Genomic DNA, 16307 nt, shown 5'->3' with positions numbered 1-16307 from the left:
GGGCCGCCGGGGGTGAAGACGTCGGAGGTGGCGGCGGCGGACCAGGCGGTGTCGGGAACGGCGTCGACCAGGGCGCGGACTACCGGGGCGTCGCGCCACTGCTCCTGCTCGGCGAGCAGGCTCAACGCCACCACCGACTCCTCCACCTCGCCGACGCACTCGAACGGCTTGTGCCCGTCCACGCCGAGCAGCTCCCGGTAGCCGGGCAGCTGGGCGGAGTCGGCCAGCAGGTCGCCGCCGAAGATGTGGGTGATCCGCTCGCGGGACATGAACGGCGCCATGGCCAGGAAGACGAACCGGCACTTCGGGCAGTTGCGGCACCAACGCTCGCTCGGGTCGTGCAGCTTGAACGCGGCGTTGCAGCTGGTCACCACGTCGTCGTAGCGGTCGATCTCGGCGAAGAGCCGGGCGATGTGCAGCTCCGACAGCGAGCGCAGCAGCGAGAAGTACGGCTCGGCGAGCCCCGCGTGCTCGGTCAACGCCGCCCGCATCAGCCCCTCCGCCTCCACCCCCTTGGACCACTGGTGGTTGATCTCGTGACCGTTCCAGACCAGGTTCGGGTCCGACGCGGAGCGCTCGTTGGACATCACCACCGGGCCCAGCCCGTGCAGCACCGCGGTCGCCACGGCGATCAGCGAGTTGATCGCGGTGACCGGGATGTGCCCGTTCAGCGCCCCAGCGGCGTTCAGCTCGAACAGCCGCGGGTCGATCCGCCGGCGGGCGGCGAGCGGGGTGAGCCCGGACGCCTCGTTCACCGAGACGATCACGTGGTTCGGGTTGACCGAGAACGGCACCGGGTCCATCCCGGCCCGGCGCAGCGCCTCCAGGCTGACGATCGAGTCCTTGCCGCCGCCGACCGCCGAGAGCGGCCGCTGGTCGGAGTTGTCCAGCGGCGTCGCCGGCTTGACCGACCCGGACGGGATCTCCGGGGTCAGCTCCAGCACGTGCGGCAGCTTGTTGCGGTACGCGTACTCGGCGAGGCCCTGGGTGTAGATGCCGGTGACCAGCGCGGCGGCGGCCGGCCCGAGCGGGGCGGGCAGCACCAGCCGGCCGGGCGCGGCGGCCTTGTAGTAGCTGACCCCGGCCACCACGTGCAGCAGCTCCAGCACCCGGCCGAGCGCGGCGACCGTGGCGTCCGACGGTGGCTCGGCCGGCAGCGGGAAGGTGACCACCTCTGTGAAGGTCAGCTCCGCGTCGGGGCCGCTCAGCCGGTAGTCGAACAGGGCCTCGCCGGTGGAGAGGTCGATCGAGTAGGACGGGAAGGTGAAGGCGTCCATCCGCCGGAGCTGTCCGTTGAGCACACGCCATACTAGGCCGTGGTTCACCAGTCCGCGTCCGGCTGCGCCAGACTCGGCCGCCGACCCGCCGCCCGCCCCGGAGGAGATCACCTGTGCGCTTGTCTGACCTGCGCGGACGTACCGTGGCCGTCTGGGGCGCCGGCCGGGAGGGCCGGGCCGCGGTCACCGCGATCGCCGCGCACGGCCCGGCCGGGCTGGTCGCCGTCGACGACAGCGCCAACTTCCTCTCGCTGCCCTGGGACGGCCCGCTGGCCGAGGCGGCGCCGCTGGTCGTCGGCGAGGAGGGCTTCGCCCGGCTGGCCGCCGCCGACGTGGTGGTCCGCTCGCCCGGCGTGCCGCAGACCCACCCGTGGCTGGTCGAGCTGCGCCGGCGCGGGGTCACCGTCACCCAGGGCACCGCGCTCTGGATGGCCGACCACGCCGAGCGCACCATCGGGGTCACCGGCAGCAAGGGCAAGAGCACCACGTCCAGCCTGATCAGCCACCTGCTCGCCGCGGTGGACCGGCCGAACGTCTTCGGCGGCAACATCGGCGTGCCCACGCTCGACCTGCCCGAGGCCGAGCTGTACGTGCTGGAGCTCTCCAGCTACCAGTGCAGCGACCTGACCGACTCGCCCCGGGTGGCGGTGGTCACGGCGCTCTTCCCGGAGCACCTGGACGCGCACGGCGGCGAGGCCGAGTACTACCGGGACAAGCTCAACCTCATCGCGTACGGGCCGCGGACCGTGGTGGTCAACGGCAACGACCCGCGGCTCGCCCTCGAACTGGGTGACCGGGCGGCGGTGCGCGCCGGTCGGCCGGACACCGCCCACGTGGCCGCCGGCCCGGACGGCGACCCCTGGTTCCACCTCGTCGACCAGCCGCTCTTCCCGCGCGCGGTGCTGCCGCTGGTCGGCCGGCACAACGAGAGCAACCTCTGCGTCGCGCTGGCCGTGCTGGACGCGGTCGGCGTCGACGTGGCGGCCCGCAAGGACACCCTCGCGGTGGCCGTCGCCGGGTTCCAGGGGCTGGCCCACCGGCTCACCGAGATCGCCGACCCGTCCGGGCTGACCTTCGTCGACGACACCCTCGCCACCAGCCCGTACGCGGCCATGCACGCGATCGACGCGTACGAGGGACGGCCGTTGACGGTGATCGTCGGTGGCACGGACCGGGGGCTGGACTACAGCCCGCTGCGCGAGCACCTCGCGGAGCGCGAGCTGACCGTGATCGGCATCCCGGACAGCGGCCCGCGGATCGTCGAGGCGCTGGCCGGGTTGCCCAAGGTGCGTACCGAGGTGGTCGACGAGCTGGTGGACGCGGTCCGGCTGGCCCGCGAGCTGACCCCGGCCGGCGGGGTGGTGCTGCTTTCGCCCGCCGCGCCCAGCTACGGCCGGTTCCGCAACTTCGAGCACCGCTCAGAGGTCTTCGCCCAGGCCGTCGCCGACACCGCCGGCTGACCGCCGGGGAGGCCGGTGCCACCGTCCGCCGGGGTCGGCCCGGCCGCGCGGCTCAGCCAGGTCCGTTCCGCCGGTTCGGCCAGGCGGCTCTGTTCCGCGGCGCGGCTCGGCCGGGTCCGCCGGCTCGCTGCGGTCAGGCAGGTTGCGGCAGGGCGGCGTGCAGGGCACGCATCGAGCGGATCGCGGAGCGGATCTCCTGCAGGTAGCGGCCCGGGCTGAGGGTCGGCTCGGGCAGGGTGGCCAGGTCGGGTAGCGCCGGGTCTACCCCGACCGTCTCGATCCGGCAGCCGTACGGCACGGCCAGCGTGCGCAGCGCGTCGCAGTGCTGGAACGGGACGTAGATCGGCGCGGTCACCACCAGCACCGGGTCGCCGGGGGCGAGCCGGACGTGCTCGGCCCAGAAGCGCTGGGTGTCGGCGGTGTGCGCGCGACGCCGCTCGGGCTCGCTGGACGGGGCGGCCAGCACCCGCACCGGCGGCGTCCCGACCGGGCGGTACGTCCGGGACGACCACGAGTGGTGCGGGTGGCCGGCGTCGACGCCGTCCTGCTCGGCCGGCTCGGCCATGCCGAACGCCAGCCGCACCGCCGCGTCCAGCGCGGCGACCTCGGTGTCGCACCCGGCCACCCCGGCCGCGGCCAGCATGGCGTGCTCGGCCGGGGAGAGCGGGCGGAAGCTGCCCAGCACCGCCACCTCGCCGCCGATCCGGGTGCCGGCGCGCAGCAGGTGGGCGGCGTACGCCACCCGGCGCAAACAGGCGTGCGCCAGCCCACCGAGCACGACCAGGTGGGCGTAGCCGGGCCGGGCCGGCGGCCGCGGTCGGACCAGGCCGAGCACGGCCGCCGCGGCGAGCACCCGGGCGGCGGTGGCCGGGTCGAAGGCCGGTTCCCGGGCCTCGGGCCGCTCCCGGCCGCCCCGGTAGTCCCAGTGCTTCGCGGAGAAGTCGTCCAGCCCGGCGAGCACCGCGGCGAGGTCGCCGTCGGGCCAGTCGCCGCCGAAGTGTGCCACCAGTCCGCGCAGCGGTACCGCCTCGATCCAGGCGGCGATGCCCGCGGTGATCGCGGCGGCGTCCACGCCGGCGGGCAGTGGCGGGTCCGCGACCGGCGCGGCGGCGACCACGGTGGACCCGGGCGCGCGGGCGGCGCCCGGCGACGGCGGTACGGGACGCTCGGGCACGGCTCGGATGCTACCGGCCGGAGCACGACCGTCCCGGCGACCGGGCCGGACCGGGAGCCGACCGAATGGGACACACACGCTCCCCGGCAAGGAGCCGCCGACGACCGGGCCGGACCGAGCTGACCGGATCGGAAACACACGTTCAGGTCGGGCTGCGCTGGTGGCCGGGGGTGCCGTCCGGATCGGCGCTCGGGCGAGGCGGCGGGGCGATGGTGCCCGGGACGTACCCTGGCGGCAGCCGGCACCCGGGAGGTCGTCGATGGCTGATCTGCTCCGCCGACCGCGCTCCGGCCGGCTCGGCACCGCCGCCGGGTTCGCCCGGCTGGTGGCGCACACCGACCCGGTCGCGCTGATCGGGATCGCGTTGTCGATCTCGCTCTCGGTCACCCTCGACCTGACCGGCGCGGCTTCCGGAGTGGAGTCCCTGCTCGCCGGGCTGATGGGCATCACCATCTCGCTGCTGGTCGACTCGCTGGCCCGCGCCGAACGCCGGTTCCACCTGCGGACGCTGCTGGACGGTCCGCCGTGGCTGCTGACCGCCGTACCGGAGGTGGTGACCGGTACCCGGGAGGCGGTGGAGCGCCATCCGGGCACCCGGGTGGCAGCGGAGGCCCGCCGCTCGTTCGAGCGGTTCCGCGCGGACACCGAGCAGCTGCGCCACGGCCGGATCGTCCGGCCCGGCCACGACTACCAGGACCTGCTCGGCGCCACCCGGGACTGCGTCCGGGAGATGCAGGCGCTGACCAACGTGATGCCCCGGGCCAGCGGCGAACTCAGCTGGTGGCGCAGCGACATCGGCCGGCACCACTGGACGGTCAACGTGCAGGCGCTGGGCCGGGGCGTGCGGATCACCCGGATCTTCGCCTACGCGACGCTCTCCGACGAGCTGGAGGAACTGCTGGAGACGCAGCGCAAGGCCGGCGTACGGGTCGGTCTGCTGCCGGCCGGCGCGGTCGACCCGGCCCTGCACGTCAACCTGGTGCGCTGGGACGGGACGGCCTGCTGGACGGCGGGGATGAGCGCGCACGGCGAGATCAGTGAGAACCGGTACTCGGTGAACCCGGCCGACGTGGCCCGGGCCGGCGAGACCTTTCAGGCCTGCGCCAACCTCGCCACCTTCCTGGACTGACCGGCCGTGACCGTCTCCGGCGTGCTGCTGGTGACCGCCGTGGTCTGGGCGGTGAGCCTGCTGCGCTCGGTCCGGCTGCGGGCGTTCGTCTACAGCCTGCCGCTGCCGATGACGCTGGCGCTGCTGACCACCGGGTACCGGGTCGACGGGTCGCACCTGATCGGCGTGGTCGGCCTGAACCTGTTCTTCGTCCTGGTCACCGTGGCCCACCACCGGCTGCGCTGGCCGATCCTGCTCGCCGACCTGGCCGGCGTCGCCGGGTACGTGGCGCTCGGCGCCGCCCTGCTCGCCGTCTCCGTGCCGTTCGTTCCGGCGCTGGCCGGCACGGTGCTGCTCTGGCTGCTCGCCGCGCTGCTGCTGCGCCGCCACCCGCCGCCCGCCGCCCCAGCGCCCGACGATCCCGAGCGGAGCGCGCCGCCCGACGATCCCGAGCGGCGCGCGGCGCCCGTCGACCGGGCTGCGCCGCTGGAGCGGGACGGCGACGAGGCGGCGGGGGAGCGGCTGCCGGCGCTGGCGAAGCTGGCGTTGATCCTCGGTGGGGCGGTGTCGACCGGGCTGCTCGGGCAGCTGCTGCGCGGGCTGGTGGTCACCTTCCCGTACGCCGGGGTGCTGGTCGCCGTCGAGGTCCGGCGGGAACTGCCCGCGTTCTGCCGGCACTTCGCGCGCAACAGCCTGGCGCTGGTCGGCTTCCTCACCGGTTGCTGGCTGTGCCAGGACCTCTCGGCCGCGGCGGGACTGGCCGCCGGCTGGGCCGGTTTCGCGCTGACCGCCGCCGTCCTGCACCTGCCGGCGTCGCGCCACGGAAAGCGGCGGCAAGAACGCGCCGAGGCCACCGGAAACGTTCCCCAGGGCCGCGGCGGCCACGGAAAGCGTGGCGTCGAGGCCTGACGATGTGTCAGCCGAAGTGGGTCCGCGCGCTACAGGCTGGCACTTGTCCACCGGGCCCGATGGTGAAAGCGTGCGGTATCCGCGTACGCCGCTGAAGGGGACAGGCGACCATGACCTCCGACGACCTGCTGGCCCGGCACCGGGCCGTGCTTCCGTCCTGGATGCCGCTGTACTACGCCGAGCCGATCGAGTTGGTCTCCGGGTCCGGCCGCCGGGTCACCGACGCCCAGGGGCGCAGCTACCTGGACTTCTTCGGCGGCGTGCTGACCTCGATGATCGGATACGACATCCCGGAGATCCGCGAGGCGGTCGAGCGGCAGCTACGCACCGGCATCGTGCACAGCTCGACGCTCTACCTGATCCGCCAGCAGGTCGAGCTGGCCGAGAAGGTGGCCCGGGTCTCCGGCATCCCGGACGCCCGGGTGTTCTTCACCAACTCCGGCACCGAGGCGAACGAGGCGGCGCTGCTGTTCGCCACCAACCACCGCCGCTCGGCGCAGATCCTCGCCGTGCGCAACAGCTACCACGGCCGGTCGTACGCCACCATGGGCGTGACCGGCAACCGCGGCTGGTCGGCCAGCGCGCTCAACCCGCTCCAGGTCGCCTGGCTGCACTCCGGCGAGCGGCTGCGCGGCCTGCTGGCCCGGCTCAGCGAGTCCGAGCGGGTCGACGCCGCCGTGGAAGACCTGCGCGAGGTGCTCGCCACCCAGACGGCCGGCGACGTGGCCTGCCTGATCGCCGAGCCGATCCAGGGCGTCGGCGGCTTCGTGCACCCGCCCGACGGTCTCTTCGCCGCCTGGAAGAAGGTGCTCGACGAGCACGGCATCCTGTTCGTCTCCGACGAGGTGCAGACCGGCTGGGGGCGTACCGGCGAGCACTTCTGGGGCTACCAGGCGCACGGCGTGACGCCCGACCTGCTCACCTTCGCCAAGGGCATCGGCAACGGGTTCGCCCTGGCCGGCGTGGTCGGCCGGGCCGACGTGCTGGAGTCGGTGCCGGCGATCAGCTTCTGCACGTTCGGCGGCAACCCGGTCTCCACCGCCGCCGGCAACGCGGTGCTGGACTACCTGCTCGACCACGACCTGCAGGCCAACGCGGCCCGCACCGGCGCGATCCTCGCCGACGGCCTGCGCGCCGCCGTGGGCGGGCTCGACTGCGTCGCCGAGGTACGCGGCAAGGGGCTGATGCTCGGCGTCGAGTTCGTCCGCCCGGGCACCGCCGAGCCGGACCCGGCGCTGACCGGGCGCGTCCTCGAAGCGTGCAAGGCCGGGGGGCTGCTGGTCGGCAAGGGCGGCCTCTACGGCAACGTGCTGCGGATGGGTCCGCCACTGACCCTGACCGAGGACGAGGCGCGTGAAGGGCTGGCCATCCTGGTCGACGCCATCCGCTCCAGCGCGGCGGCGGAGGTGGCGGCGTGAGCACCCCGGACACCACCACCATCGGGCACTTCGTCGACGGCAAGCGGTTCACCGGCACGTCGGGCCGGCGCGGCGACGTCTTCGACCCGGCCACCGGCCGGCGTACCGGCGAGGTGGAGCTGGCCAGCGCGGCGGACGTCGCGGTAGCGGTGCAGGCCGCCGAGCGGGCGGCCCGGTCCTGGCGGGACGTCTCGCTGGCCAGGCGGACGGCGGTGCTGTTCGCCTTCCGCGAGCTGGTGCACGCCCGACGGGACCGGCTGGCCGAGGTGATCACCGCCGAGCACGGCAAGGTGCTCGCCGACGCCGCCGGCGAGGTGCAGCGCGGCCTGGAGGTGATCGAGTACGCCTGCGGCATCCCCTCGGCGCTGCGCGGCGGGTTCAGCGAGAACGTTTCCACCGAGGTCGACTCGTACAGCCTGCGCCAGCCGCTCGGGGTGGTCGCGGTGATCTCCCCGTTCAACTTCCCGGTGATGGTGCCGCTGTGGTTCGTGCCGGTGGCGGTGGCCTGCGGCAACGCTGTGGTGCTCAAGCCCAGCGAGAAGGACCCGAGCGCGGCGCTGCTGCTCGCCGAGTGGTTCGCCGAGGCTGGGCTGCCCGACGGGGTGCTCAACGTGGTCAACGGCGACAAGGAGGCGGTCGACGCGCTGCTGGACCACCCGGGCGTGCGGGCGGTCTCCTTCGTCGGCTCCACCCCGATCGCCCGGTACGTCTACCAGCGCGGCACGATGGCCGGCAAGCGGGTGCAGGCGCTTGGCGGGGCGAAGAACCACATGGTGGTGCTCCCCGACGCCGACCTGGACCTGGCCGCCGACGCGGCGGTGAACGCCGGGTTCGGCTCGGCCGGGGAGCGGTGCATGGCCATCTCCGCGCTGGTCGCCGTGGAGCCGGTCGGCGACGACCTGGTCGCCCGGATCGCCGAGCGGATGGCCCGGCTGCGCACCGGCGACGGCCGGCGGGGCTGCGACATGGGACCGCTGGTCACCGCCGGGCACGCCGACAAGGTCCGGTCGTACGTCGAGGCCGGGGTGGCCGCCGGCGCGGTGCCCGTGGTGGACGGGCGCGATGTCGAGCCGGACGGCGACCCGGCCGGGTTCTGGCTCGGCCCGACGCTGTTCGACCGGGTCACCCCGGAGATGTCCATCTACACCGACGAGATCTTCGGCCCGGTGCTCAGCGTGGTCCGGGTCGGCTCGTACGACGAGGCGGTCGAGCTGGTCAACGCCAACCCGTACGGCAACGGCACGGCGATCTTCACCAACGACGGCGGCGCGGCCCGGCGCTACCAGCACGAGGTGGAGGTCGGCATGGTCGGCGTCAACGTGCCGATTCCGGTGCCGATGGCCTACTACTCCTTCGGCGGCTGGAAGTCCTCGCTCTTCGGCGACCTGCACGCGCACGGCGAGGACGGGGTGCGCTTCTTCACCCGGGGCAAGGTGGTCACCAGCCGCTGGCTGGACCCGCGGCACGGCGGGGTCAACCTCGGCTTCCCCACCCAGACCTGAGCAGCCGCAGCACGCCCGCCCCGGCCAGGTACGCCACCAGGGCGGCGACGGGTACGCCCAGTGGCTCGGCGGCCTCCTTCGGCGCGGTGCTGTTGGCCACCAACCCGTACACCACGGCGGCGAAGGCGGCGGCGGTGAGCGCGGTGCGGGCGGTCGCTCGCCGGCGGTCCGCCCGCTCCGGCGTGCCCTCGGCGGGCGGCCGCGCCGCGGCGGGCCGGCGGGTACGGCCCTCGATGGGACCGAAGACGGCGATCAGCACGGCCAGCACCACGGCCAGCATCAGCACCCACGGCAACCGCCAGGCCAGCCAGGCCGCCGAGCCGGGCGGCGGCGTCGGCAGCACGCCCGCCGCGTCCAGCGCGCCGACGAGCAGGATCACCGCGCTCAGGTGCCAGAGGAAGACGGTGAGCACGACCGCGTTCACCGCGATCACCGCCTGCCAGGGCCGGGAGCGGCGCAACCAGCGGTCCGCCGTGTCCCGGAGCAGGAGGATCAGGCCCAGCTGGGCGGTGGTGACGGCGAGCAGCGCCACGCTCGGCGGCGCGGCGTTGTCCAGCGGTTCCCCCGGAATGTTGATCATGCTCACCGGGTACGGGCCGGGTCCGGTCAGCAGCACGGCCACGGTGAGCCCGCCGAGCAGCATCGCCACGCCGGCCCGCCGGGACATCGGCAGCCGGCGGGACCGGAGGCCCCGGGTTGCGGCGGTGCCGTCCCGGTCCGCGCCGGTGGTGCCGGCGGTGCGGGCGGTCTCGCCGCCCGGGGTGCTGGCCGCCGGCCGCGGCCCGGTGGTGCCGGCGCGGGTCTCCTGCCAGGCGAAACCGAGCTGGTGGACGGCCAGCCAGCCGAACAGGTAGTTGGGCAGGGCGAGTTCGGCCGGGCCCAGCGCCCGTCCCAGGTCGCCGGCGGCGACCAGCGCGGCCAGCGCCACCGGGACGGCCAGCCCGAACCGTCGGTGCAGCGCGTACGTCACCGGGGTGAGCGGAACCACCGCGAGGTACGCGGCGAGGAACCAGAGCGGGATGGTGGCGAACCAGACGACGGTGCGGATCAGTGGCGCCTCGGCTCCGACGAGCCGGGCGGTGAGCGCGCCGGCCGCGAGCACCACCAGCAGCGCGGTGGTCGGCCGGAGCAACCGGGCGCTGCGGCCCAGCAGCCAGCCGGTGGCGTCGCCGCCCCGCTGCCGGTGCGCGGTCAGCGAGGCGGCGTTGGCGAACCCGCCGACGATGAAGAACACCGGCATCACCTGGACCGCCCAGGTCAGCGGGTACGCCCAGGGCAGCTCGGGCAGTGCGGACCGGCCGGTCGGGTCGCCGTCCGCGTCGTAGCCGATCGCGGCTACCGCCCAGTGGCCGAGGACGACCAGAATGATGGCGAGCGCGCGGAGCAGGTCGACGTAGCGCTCCCGGCCGGCCGGCGTCCGCGCGGCGAGCTCGCGCAGTCGGCGCATGATCCGAGGCTATGCCACCACGTGGTGGCCGGCGCTGATAACGGTTCGGTCGTCGGGTCTTGAAGTCCTGGCCCGGCTGCCGTAGAAATTCTTCAGCAACATTCTGTGAATTGAAGACAAGCAACGAATCCCCCGTGCCTCGAAACGGCGGGACGCCACCCCCAGACGACCGGCGACCGCCAGGACCCGATCCGAGGAGAGACCATGAACAGGCGTGAGATCCTGCGGCGTAGCGCCGCTGCCGGCCTGCTGGCCACCCCCGCCGCCGGTCTGCTGGCCGGCTGCGCCACCGGCGGTGGCGGCGACAAGGACGACTCCGGCACCTACAAGGGCACCAAGAGCGAGCAGAACCCGCTCGGGGTCAAGGAGGACGCGCCGCTCGAGGTGGTGATCTTCAACGGCGGCTTCGGCGAGGAGTACGCCAAGGCCCACGAGGCCATGTACACCGAGAAGTACCCGAAGGCGAAGATCAACCACTCGGCGACGCAGGAGATCAACAAGACCCTCCAGCCGCGCTTCGTCGACGGCACCCCGCCGGACGTGGTGAACAACTCCGGCGCCGGCCAGATCGACTTCAACGGCCTGGTGTCGCAGAACGCCATCGCCGACCTCGGTGAGCTGCTCGCCGCGCCCAGCCTCGACATCCCCGGCAAGACGGTCAAGGACACCCTGCTGCCCGGCGCCGTCGAGGTCGGCTCGTACGACGGCAAGTTCCTGGTGCTCAACTACACCTACACCGCGTACGGCATCTGGCACTCCACCAAGCTCTTCACCGAGCGCAACTGGGAGTACGCCAAGACCTGGGACGACCACATCGCGCTCTGCAAGCAGATCAAGGCCGCCGGCATCGCGCCCTGGACGTACGCCGGCAAGCACCCCCGCTACATGAGCTGGCCGCTGATCGCCACCGCCATCAAGTTCGGCGGGCCCTCCGTGGCCACCGCGATCGACAACCTGGAGCCGAACGCCTGGAAGTCCGACGCGATGAAGGCCGCCGCCGACGCGTGGCACCAGATCGTCAAGGACAAGTTCATCCTGGACGGCTCGCCGGGCCTGGACCACGTGCAGTCGCAGACCGCCTGGTGCCAGGGCAAGGCCGCCTTCATCTCCTGCGGCTCGTGGCTGGAGAGCGAGCAGAAGAAGGTGACCCCCGAGGGCTTCAACATGACGATCCAGCCGACGCCGAGCCTGGGCAGCGGCGACAAGCTGCCGTTCGAGGCGATCCGCGGCACCGCCGGCGAGCCGTTCATGGTGCCGGCCAAGGCCAAGAACCTGGCCGGCGGCCTGGAGTACTTCCGGATCATGCTCTCCAAGAAGGGCGCCCAGGACTTCACCAAGAAGGTCTCCAGCCTCACCGTGGTGGCCGGGGCGACCGAGGGCGTCGAGCTGCCGTTCGGCCTCAGCACCGTGGTCAAGGCGCTGGACGCCTCCGGCAGCAACGGCTTCAACTGGGTCTACAACAACTACTACCGGAAGCTGGAGCGCGAGCTCGTCGACGCGGCGTGCGGCGAGTTCTTCAGCGGCCGGATCGGCCCGGCCGAGTTCCTCGAGCAGTGCCAGAAGGGCGCCGACTCGATCGCCCAGGACAGCTCGATCAAGAAGTACAAGCGGGCCGCGTGACATTCGGCCGGCGGGGACGGCGAGCCCGTCCCCGCCGGTCACCGTTTCCCGGGGGGAGTAGGCCCTTCTCTTGACATCCTCCCCCGCCTATAGGCGGGGGATTCCCAGCCTCGCGGGTTGGGGTTCCTGGTTCACTGCGGACGGCACGGAAGGAGGTCCCTCGTGTCTGACGTCCGCTCCGCAGGCGTTTATCGTCTCCACCAGCCCGGCGGCGACGGCGATGTTCATGGCGGCGTTGACGTCCCGGTCGTGCCGGGTGCCGCAGCTCGGGCACGTCCAACGACGTGTACCGAGCGAGAGTTGGGCGTGCAGGTGTCCGCAGGCCGAGCAGGTCTTGCTGGATGGATACCAGCGGTCGACGACGGCGACAGTCCGACGGTCGCGGTGCGCCTTGTAGGTCAGCATCTGGCGGAACTCGGCCCAGCCGGTGCGGGATATCGCCTTGGCGAGTCTTCGGTTGCGGACCATGTTGGCCACCGCAAGGTCCTCGACGGCGATCGCGTCGAAGCGGCGAACCAGGTTTGTGCTGGTCTTGTGCAAGAAGTCGCGGCGGGCATCACGCACCCGCGAGTGGGCGCGGGCGGCTTTCCGCTTAGCCTTGTCTCGGTTGTTGGAGCCCTTCCTTTTCCGGGCCATCATCCGCTGGTAGCGCTTGAGTCGGCGTTCGCGGCGCTCCATGTGCCTCGGATGCGGCACGCGCTCAGCGGTCGACAGGACCGCGAAGTCGGTCAGGCCGAGGTCGACGCCGACGGTCTGTCCAGTCGGTTCGGGGGCGGGCGGTGCTTCGATGTCGACGGCGAAGGTCACGAACCAGCGGCCGTCGGGGTCGCGGGACACCGTCACCATCGTCGGGGCCAAGGCGGTCACGTCCACCTTCGGCCACGACCAGACGAAGGCGAGGGTTCCCGGGGTCTTGCCGAGGCTGAGCTGCCCGTTGCGCATCCGGAAGGCGGAGCGGGTGTAGCTGGCGCACTGCCGTGCGTGGCGGGACTTGTAGCGCGGATAGCGGCTTCGCCTGGCGAAGAACGCAGTCATCGCGCTGTGCTGGTGCCGCAGCGTCTGCTGCAGCGGCACCGACGACACTTCGTTGAGGAACGCCAGGTCCGGCAGCTTCTTCATTTCGGTCAGCGCCCGGTCCGTTTCAGCGTACGAGGTGGACTTGCGCTCGGCGTGCCAGTGGGCGCAGCGCGCGGCAAGGGTCCGATTCCAGACGACACGCACGCAGCCAAACGTGCGGTTCAGCACGCTGGCTTGCTCGGGCGTCGGGTATGCCCGGCATTTGAAGGCCGTTCGCACACGGCCATTTTTCCAAAGGAGACAGTCATGGCTAGCAAGCCCCTCGCCATTCGTCCCCACCCTGAAGGACGGCGCATCCCGGTGGCACTCCGGTGAAACATGGCAAGTACCCGCTGATCATCACGTTCCTGGTGCCACCGCTGCTGCTCTACGGCATCTTCGTGATCTCGCCGTACCTGCAGGCGTTCCAGATCTCGACCACCGACTGGCTCGGCTACTCGGCGGAGGCCAACTCGGTCGGGTTGGCGAACTTCGAGCGGCTGCTGGACGACGGGCGGGTGTGGAACGCGCTCAAGAACAACGCGTGGCTGCTGGCCCTGGTGCCGGTGGTGACCATCGGGTTGGGCCTCTTCTTCGCCACCATGCTCGCCATGGGTGGCCGCAAGGGCCGGGCCGGGGTGACCGGCGTCCGCGGCACCTCGTTCTACCGGATGGTCTACTTCTTCCCGCAGGTGCTCTCGGTGGTCATCATCGCCCTGCTCTGGCGGGAGGTCTACCACCCCAACAGCGGCCTGCTCAACGGCACCCTGGCCGCGCTGGGGCTGCCCACCCCGACCTGGCTCGGTGACCCGCGTACGGCGTTCTGGTGCGTGCTGGCGGTGATGATCTGGAGCAACGTCGGCTTCTACGTGGTGCTCTTCGGCGCGGCCATGTCGGCCATCCCGCGCGACATCTACGAGGCGGTGATGCTCGACGGGGCGTCGCGCTGGACGACCCTGCGCAAGGTCACCATCCCGCTGCTCTGGGACACCGTGCAGGTCGCCTGGATCTACCTGGCCATCGCGGCGCTGGACGGGTTCATCCTGATCCAGCAGATGACCAACGGCGGCCCCAACTTCTCCTCCGACGTCATCGGTCTGCGGATGTACGAGACCGCGTTCGGCAGCGAGAACAGGTTCGGCTACGCCTCGGCCATCGGCGTGGTGCTGTTCTTCCTCACCCTGTCGGTGGCGGTGCTGGCCCTGCGGGCCGCCCGGCGTGATCGGATCGAGTTCTCGTGACCATTGTCGACAAGCCCGCGACCGACGGCACCGCCGCGGCGGACCGGCCGGCGCCGCAGGGCCGCAAGCCGCGCGGCGAGCTGGGCGTCGCCAACCTCTTCTCGCACGGGTTCCTGCTGTTCTGGGGCGCGCTGACGGTGCTGCCGCTGCTCTGGATGTTCCTCAGCTCGTTCAAGAGCGACGGGGAGATTCTGTCCGACCCGTGGGGCGTGCCCGGGGCGCTGCGGTTCGAGAACTGGGCGCGGGCCTGGACCGAGGCGCACATCGGCCAGTACTTCCTGAACAGCGCGATCGTGGTCGCCGGATCGCTCACCCTGACCATGCTGCTGGGCGCCACGGCGGCGTACGTCTTCGCCCGGTACGAGTTCCCCGGCCGGCAGGTCTTCTACTACCTGTTCGTGGGCGGGATGATGTTCCCGGTCTTCCTGGCCCTGGTGCCGCTCTTCTTCGTGGTGCGCAACGCCGGTCTCTTCGGCACCTGGACCGGGCTGATGCTGGTCTACGCCGCCTACTCGCTGCCGTTCACGGTGTTCTTCCTGACCGCCTTCTTCCGGACCCTGCCGACCGCGGTCGCCGAGGCGGCGCTGATCGACGGGTGTGGCCACTTCCGGCTCTTCTTCCGGGTGATGCTGCCGATGGCGCGACCGGGTCTGATCAGCATCGCGATCTTCAACTTCCTCAGCCACTGGAACCAGTTCATCCTGCCGCAGGTGCTCATGCAGGGCGACGACTCCAAGTGGGTGCTGGCGCAGGGGCTCGCCGCGCTCGCGGTCAGCCAGGGCTACCAGGGCGACTACAGCGGCCTCTTCGCCGGTCTGACCATCGCCACGCTGCCGGTGCTCGCGGTCTACATCGCCTTCCAGCGGCAGATCCAGGCGGGTCTGACGGCGGGTCAGTTGAAGTAGCGCGCGTCCGTGACCGACCATCGGCCGCCGCACCGGCCGGTTGACCGGTAGGAAATCTCCTACCTATTGTGGGTGACATGGCGATCACACATGTGCGGCTGGTCTCGGTGCCGGTCAGCGACCAGGACCGGGCCCGCGACTTCTACGTCGACACGCTCGGCTTCGACCTGCAGGGCGACAACCCGATGGGGCCGGACCAGCGCTGGGTGCAGGTCGCGCCGAAGGGCGGAGCGACCGCGCTGACCCTGGTCACCTGGTTCCCGACCATGCCGCCCGGCTCGCTCAAGGGCCTGGTGCTGGAGACCGACGACCTCGACGCCGACGTGGCGACGCTGGCCGCCCGGGGCGTCCGCTTCGCTGACGGCGGGATCCAGGAGGCGCCCTGGGGGCGGTACGTCACCTTCGACGATCCGGACGGCAACGGCATCGTGCTCCAGGCCACCGCCGGTGGCTGAGCCGGACGTCTTCGCCGCGCTGGCCAACCCGACCCGGCGGGCGGTGCTCCGGCTGCTGCTGGAGCGGGGCGAGCAGCCGGTGCACCGGCTGGCGGAGCACTTCGCCATGCGCCGGCCCAGCCTGTCGGAGCACCTGCGGGTGCTCAAGGAGGCCGGCCTGGTCGTCGAGCAGCCCGCCGGCCGGCAGCGGCTCTACTCGCTGCGACCCGAGCCGCTGCGCGAGGTCGTCGACTGGCTCACCCCGTACGAGCGGTTCTGGCGCGGCCGCCTCACCCAGCTGCGCGAGGTGCTGGGGGAGGTGCCGGATGAGTGACCCGGGCACCGTCGCGGTGGACGAGTACCTGCCTCATCCGCCGGCCAAGGTCTGGCGGGCGTTGACCGATTCTGATCTGCTCGCCCGCTGGCTCATGCCGAACGACTTCGTGCCGGAGGTCGGGCGCCGGTTCACCTTCCGTACCGATCCCCGGCGCGGTCAGGAGTTCGACGGCACCGTGCACTGCGAGGTGCTCGACCTCGACCCGCCGCGCCTGCTGCGCTGGGCCTGGCGCGGTGGCCGGCTGGACACCGTGGTGACCTGGACGCTCGTCGCCGAGGGGCGCGGCACCCGGCTCTTCCTGGAGCACGCCGGTTTCGATCCCGACGACCCGATCCAGCGCCGCACCCGCGACCTCCTCGCCGGCGGCTGGCGCTCCCACGTCCTCGCCCGCCTCCGCGAAACCCTCCCCACCCTCTAAC

General features: G+C 72.3%; 15 protein-coding genes. 11 read left to right on the top strand and 4 right to left on the bottom strand.

Translation table 11 applies throughout. The annotated features are described in order from the left end of the window. The coding region (locus tag DLJ47_RS02390) for a hypothetical protein (RefSeq protein ID WP_109898466.1) at positions 1-1301 on the bottom strand (1301 nt) is incomplete at its 3' end. A gap of 89 nt (positions 1302-1390) precedes the next feature. On the opposite strand from DLJ47_RS02390, the gene murD reads away from it, so the two are divergent. Next, positions 1391-2737 (top strand): UDP-N-acetylmuramoyl-L-alanine--D-glutamate ligase, encoded by a 1347-nt coding sequence (gene murD / locus DLJ47_RS02385; protein ID WP_109898465.1) that lies wholly within the window; start codon positions 1391-1393, stop codon positions 2735-2737. A gap of 133 nt (positions 2738-2870) precedes the next feature. On the opposite strand, the gene DLJ47_RS02380 is transcribed toward murD, so the two are convergent. Continuing rightward, positions 2871-3911 (bottom strand): hypothetical protein, encoded by a 1041-nt coding sequence (locus DLJ47_RS02380; protein ID WP_233257617.1) that lies wholly within the window; start codon positions 3909-3911, stop codon positions 2871-2873. Between the two features lie 259 nt (positions 3912-4170). On the opposite strand from DLJ47_RS02380, the gene DLJ47_RS02375 reads away from it, so the two are divergent. The 4 genes from DLJ47_RS02375 to DLJ47_RS02360 all read left to right on the top strand — a co-directional run bounded on the left by DLJ47_RS02375 (position 4171) and on the right by DLJ47_RS02360 (position 8848). After that, positions 4171-5040, top strand: coding sequence for a hypothetical protein (locus DLJ47_RS02375; protein WP_109898464.1), 870 nt, complete (start codon positions 4171-4173; stop codon positions 5038-5040). A gap of 6 nt (positions 5041-5046) precedes the next feature. Beyond that, complete coding sequence (locus DLJ47_RS02370) at positions 5047-5928, top strand: hypothetical protein (protein ID WP_109898463.1); 882 nt, start codon at positions 5047-5049, stop codon at positions 5926-5928. 110 nt (positions 5929-6038) lie between these two features. Then, entirely contained in the window at positions 6039-7346 is a 1308-nt protein-coding gene (locus tag DLJ47_RS02365) for an aspartate aminotransferase family protein (protein ID WP_109898462.1), read from the top strand. Next, a complete protein-coding gene (locus DLJ47_RS02360) occupies positions 7343-8848 on the top strand; it encodes a CoA-acylating methylmalonate-semialdehyde dehydrogenase (RefSeq protein WP_199235663.1) in 1506 nt (501 codons plus the stop codon). Before DLJ47_RS02365 ends, DLJ47_RS02360 begins: the two co-directional genes overlap by 4 nt. Here DLJ47_RS02360 and DLJ47_RS02355 read toward each other — a convergent pair. Continuing rightward, positions 8820-10295, bottom strand: coding sequence for an acyltransferase family protein (locus DLJ47_RS02355; protein ID WP_109898461.1), 1476 nt, complete (start codon positions 10293-10295; stop codon positions 8820-8822). The two genes, DLJ47_RS02360 and DLJ47_RS02355, sit on opposite strands and share 29 nt — an antisense overlap. Before the next feature lie 204 nt (positions 10296-10499). Between DLJ47_RS02355 and ngcE the strand changes: the two genes are divergently transcribed. Next, positions 10500-11915: an N-acetylglucosamine/diacetylchitobiose ABC transporter substrate-binding protein gene (gene ngcE, locus DLJ47_RS02350; RefSeq protein ID WP_109898460.1), complete on the top strand. Its 1416-nt coding sequence runs from the start codon at positions 10500-10502 to the stop codon at positions 11913-11915. An 87-nt stretch (positions 11916-12002) separates the two neighbouring features. Here the strand turns inward: ngcE and DLJ47_RS02345 are convergent, their stop codons facing one another. After that, positions 12003-13211 carry an RNA-guided endonuclease InsQ/TnpB family protein gene (locus DLJ47_RS02345; RefSeq protein ID WP_109898459.1) on the bottom strand — a complete coding sequence of 403 codons (1209 nt, stop codon included), beginning with the start codon at positions 13209-13211 and terminating at the stop codon, positions 12003-12005. A gap of 92 nt (positions 13212-13303) precedes the next feature. Between DLJ47_RS02345 and DLJ47_RS02340 the strand changes: the two genes are divergently transcribed. From DLJ47_RS02340 to DLJ47_RS02320, 5 genes are all read left to right on the top strand, one after another. Next, entirely contained in the window at positions 13304-14212 is a 909-nt protein-coding gene (locus DLJ47_RS02340) for a carbohydrate ABC transporter permease (RefSeq protein ID WP_109898458.1), read from the top strand. After that, positions 14209-15117, top strand: coding sequence for a carbohydrate ABC transporter permease (locus tag DLJ47_RS02335; RefSeq protein WP_109898457.1), 909 nt, complete (start codon positions 14209-14211; stop codon positions 15115-15117). Before DLJ47_RS02340 ends, DLJ47_RS02335 begins: the two co-directional genes overlap by 4 nt. Before the next feature lie 77 nt (positions 15118-15194). Further along, complete coding sequence (locus DLJ47_RS02330; RefSeq protein ID WP_109898456.1) at positions 15195-15572, top strand: glyoxalase superfamily protein; 378 nt, start codon at positions 15195-15197, stop codon at positions 15570-15572. After that, positions 15565-15885, top strand: coding sequence for an ArsR/SmtB family transcription factor (locus DLJ47_RS02325; RefSeq protein ID WP_109898455.1), 321 nt, complete (start codon positions 15565-15567; stop codon positions 15883-15885). Before DLJ47_RS02330 ends, DLJ47_RS02325 begins: the two co-directional genes overlap by 8 nt. Beyond that, positions 15878-16306: an SRPBCC family protein gene (locus DLJ47_RS02320; protein WP_109898454.1), complete on the top strand. Its 429-nt coding sequence runs from the start codon at positions 15878-15880 to the stop codon at positions 16304-16306. Before DLJ47_RS02325 ends, DLJ47_RS02320 begins: the two co-directional genes overlap by 8 nt. The last annotated feature ends 1 nt before the right edge of the window (position 16307 follow it).

It is taken from the genome of Micromonospora sp. S4605, assembly GCF_003176715.1.
Classification (GTDB): Bacteria; Actinomycetota; Actinomycetes; order Mycobacteriales; family Micromonosporaceae; genus Micromonospora; species Micromonospora echinaurantiaca.
The sequence above is the reverse complement of the archived record's forward strand: the minus strand, read 5'-3'. Positions and strand labels throughout refer to the sequence as shown.

Coding starts and splice junctions, on each gene's coding strand:
- DLJ47_RS02375 (WP_109898464.1), top strand. CDS start 4,171: ATGGCTGATCTGCTCCGCCGACCGCGCTCCGGCCGGCTCGGCACCGCC.
- DLJ47_RS02365 (WP_109898462.1), top strand. CDS start 6,039: ATGACCTCCGACGACCTGCTGGCCCGGCACCGGGCCGTGCTTCCGTCC.
- DLJ47_RS02355 (WP_109898461.1), bottom strand. CDS start 10,295: ATGCGCCGACTGCGCGAGCTCGCCGCGCGGACGCCGGCCGGCCGGGAG.
- ngcE (WP_109898460.1), top strand. CDS start 10,500: ATGAACAGGCGTGAGATCCTGCGGCGTAGCGCCGCTGCCGGCCTGCTG.
- DLJ47_RS02330 (WP_109898456.1), top strand. CDS start 15,195: ATGGCGATCACACATGTGCGGCTGGTCTCGGTGCCGGTCAGCGACCAG.
- DLJ47_RS02320 (WP_109898454.1), top strand. CDS start 15,878: ATGAGTGACCCGGGCACCGTCGCGGTGGACGAGTACCTGCCTCATCCG.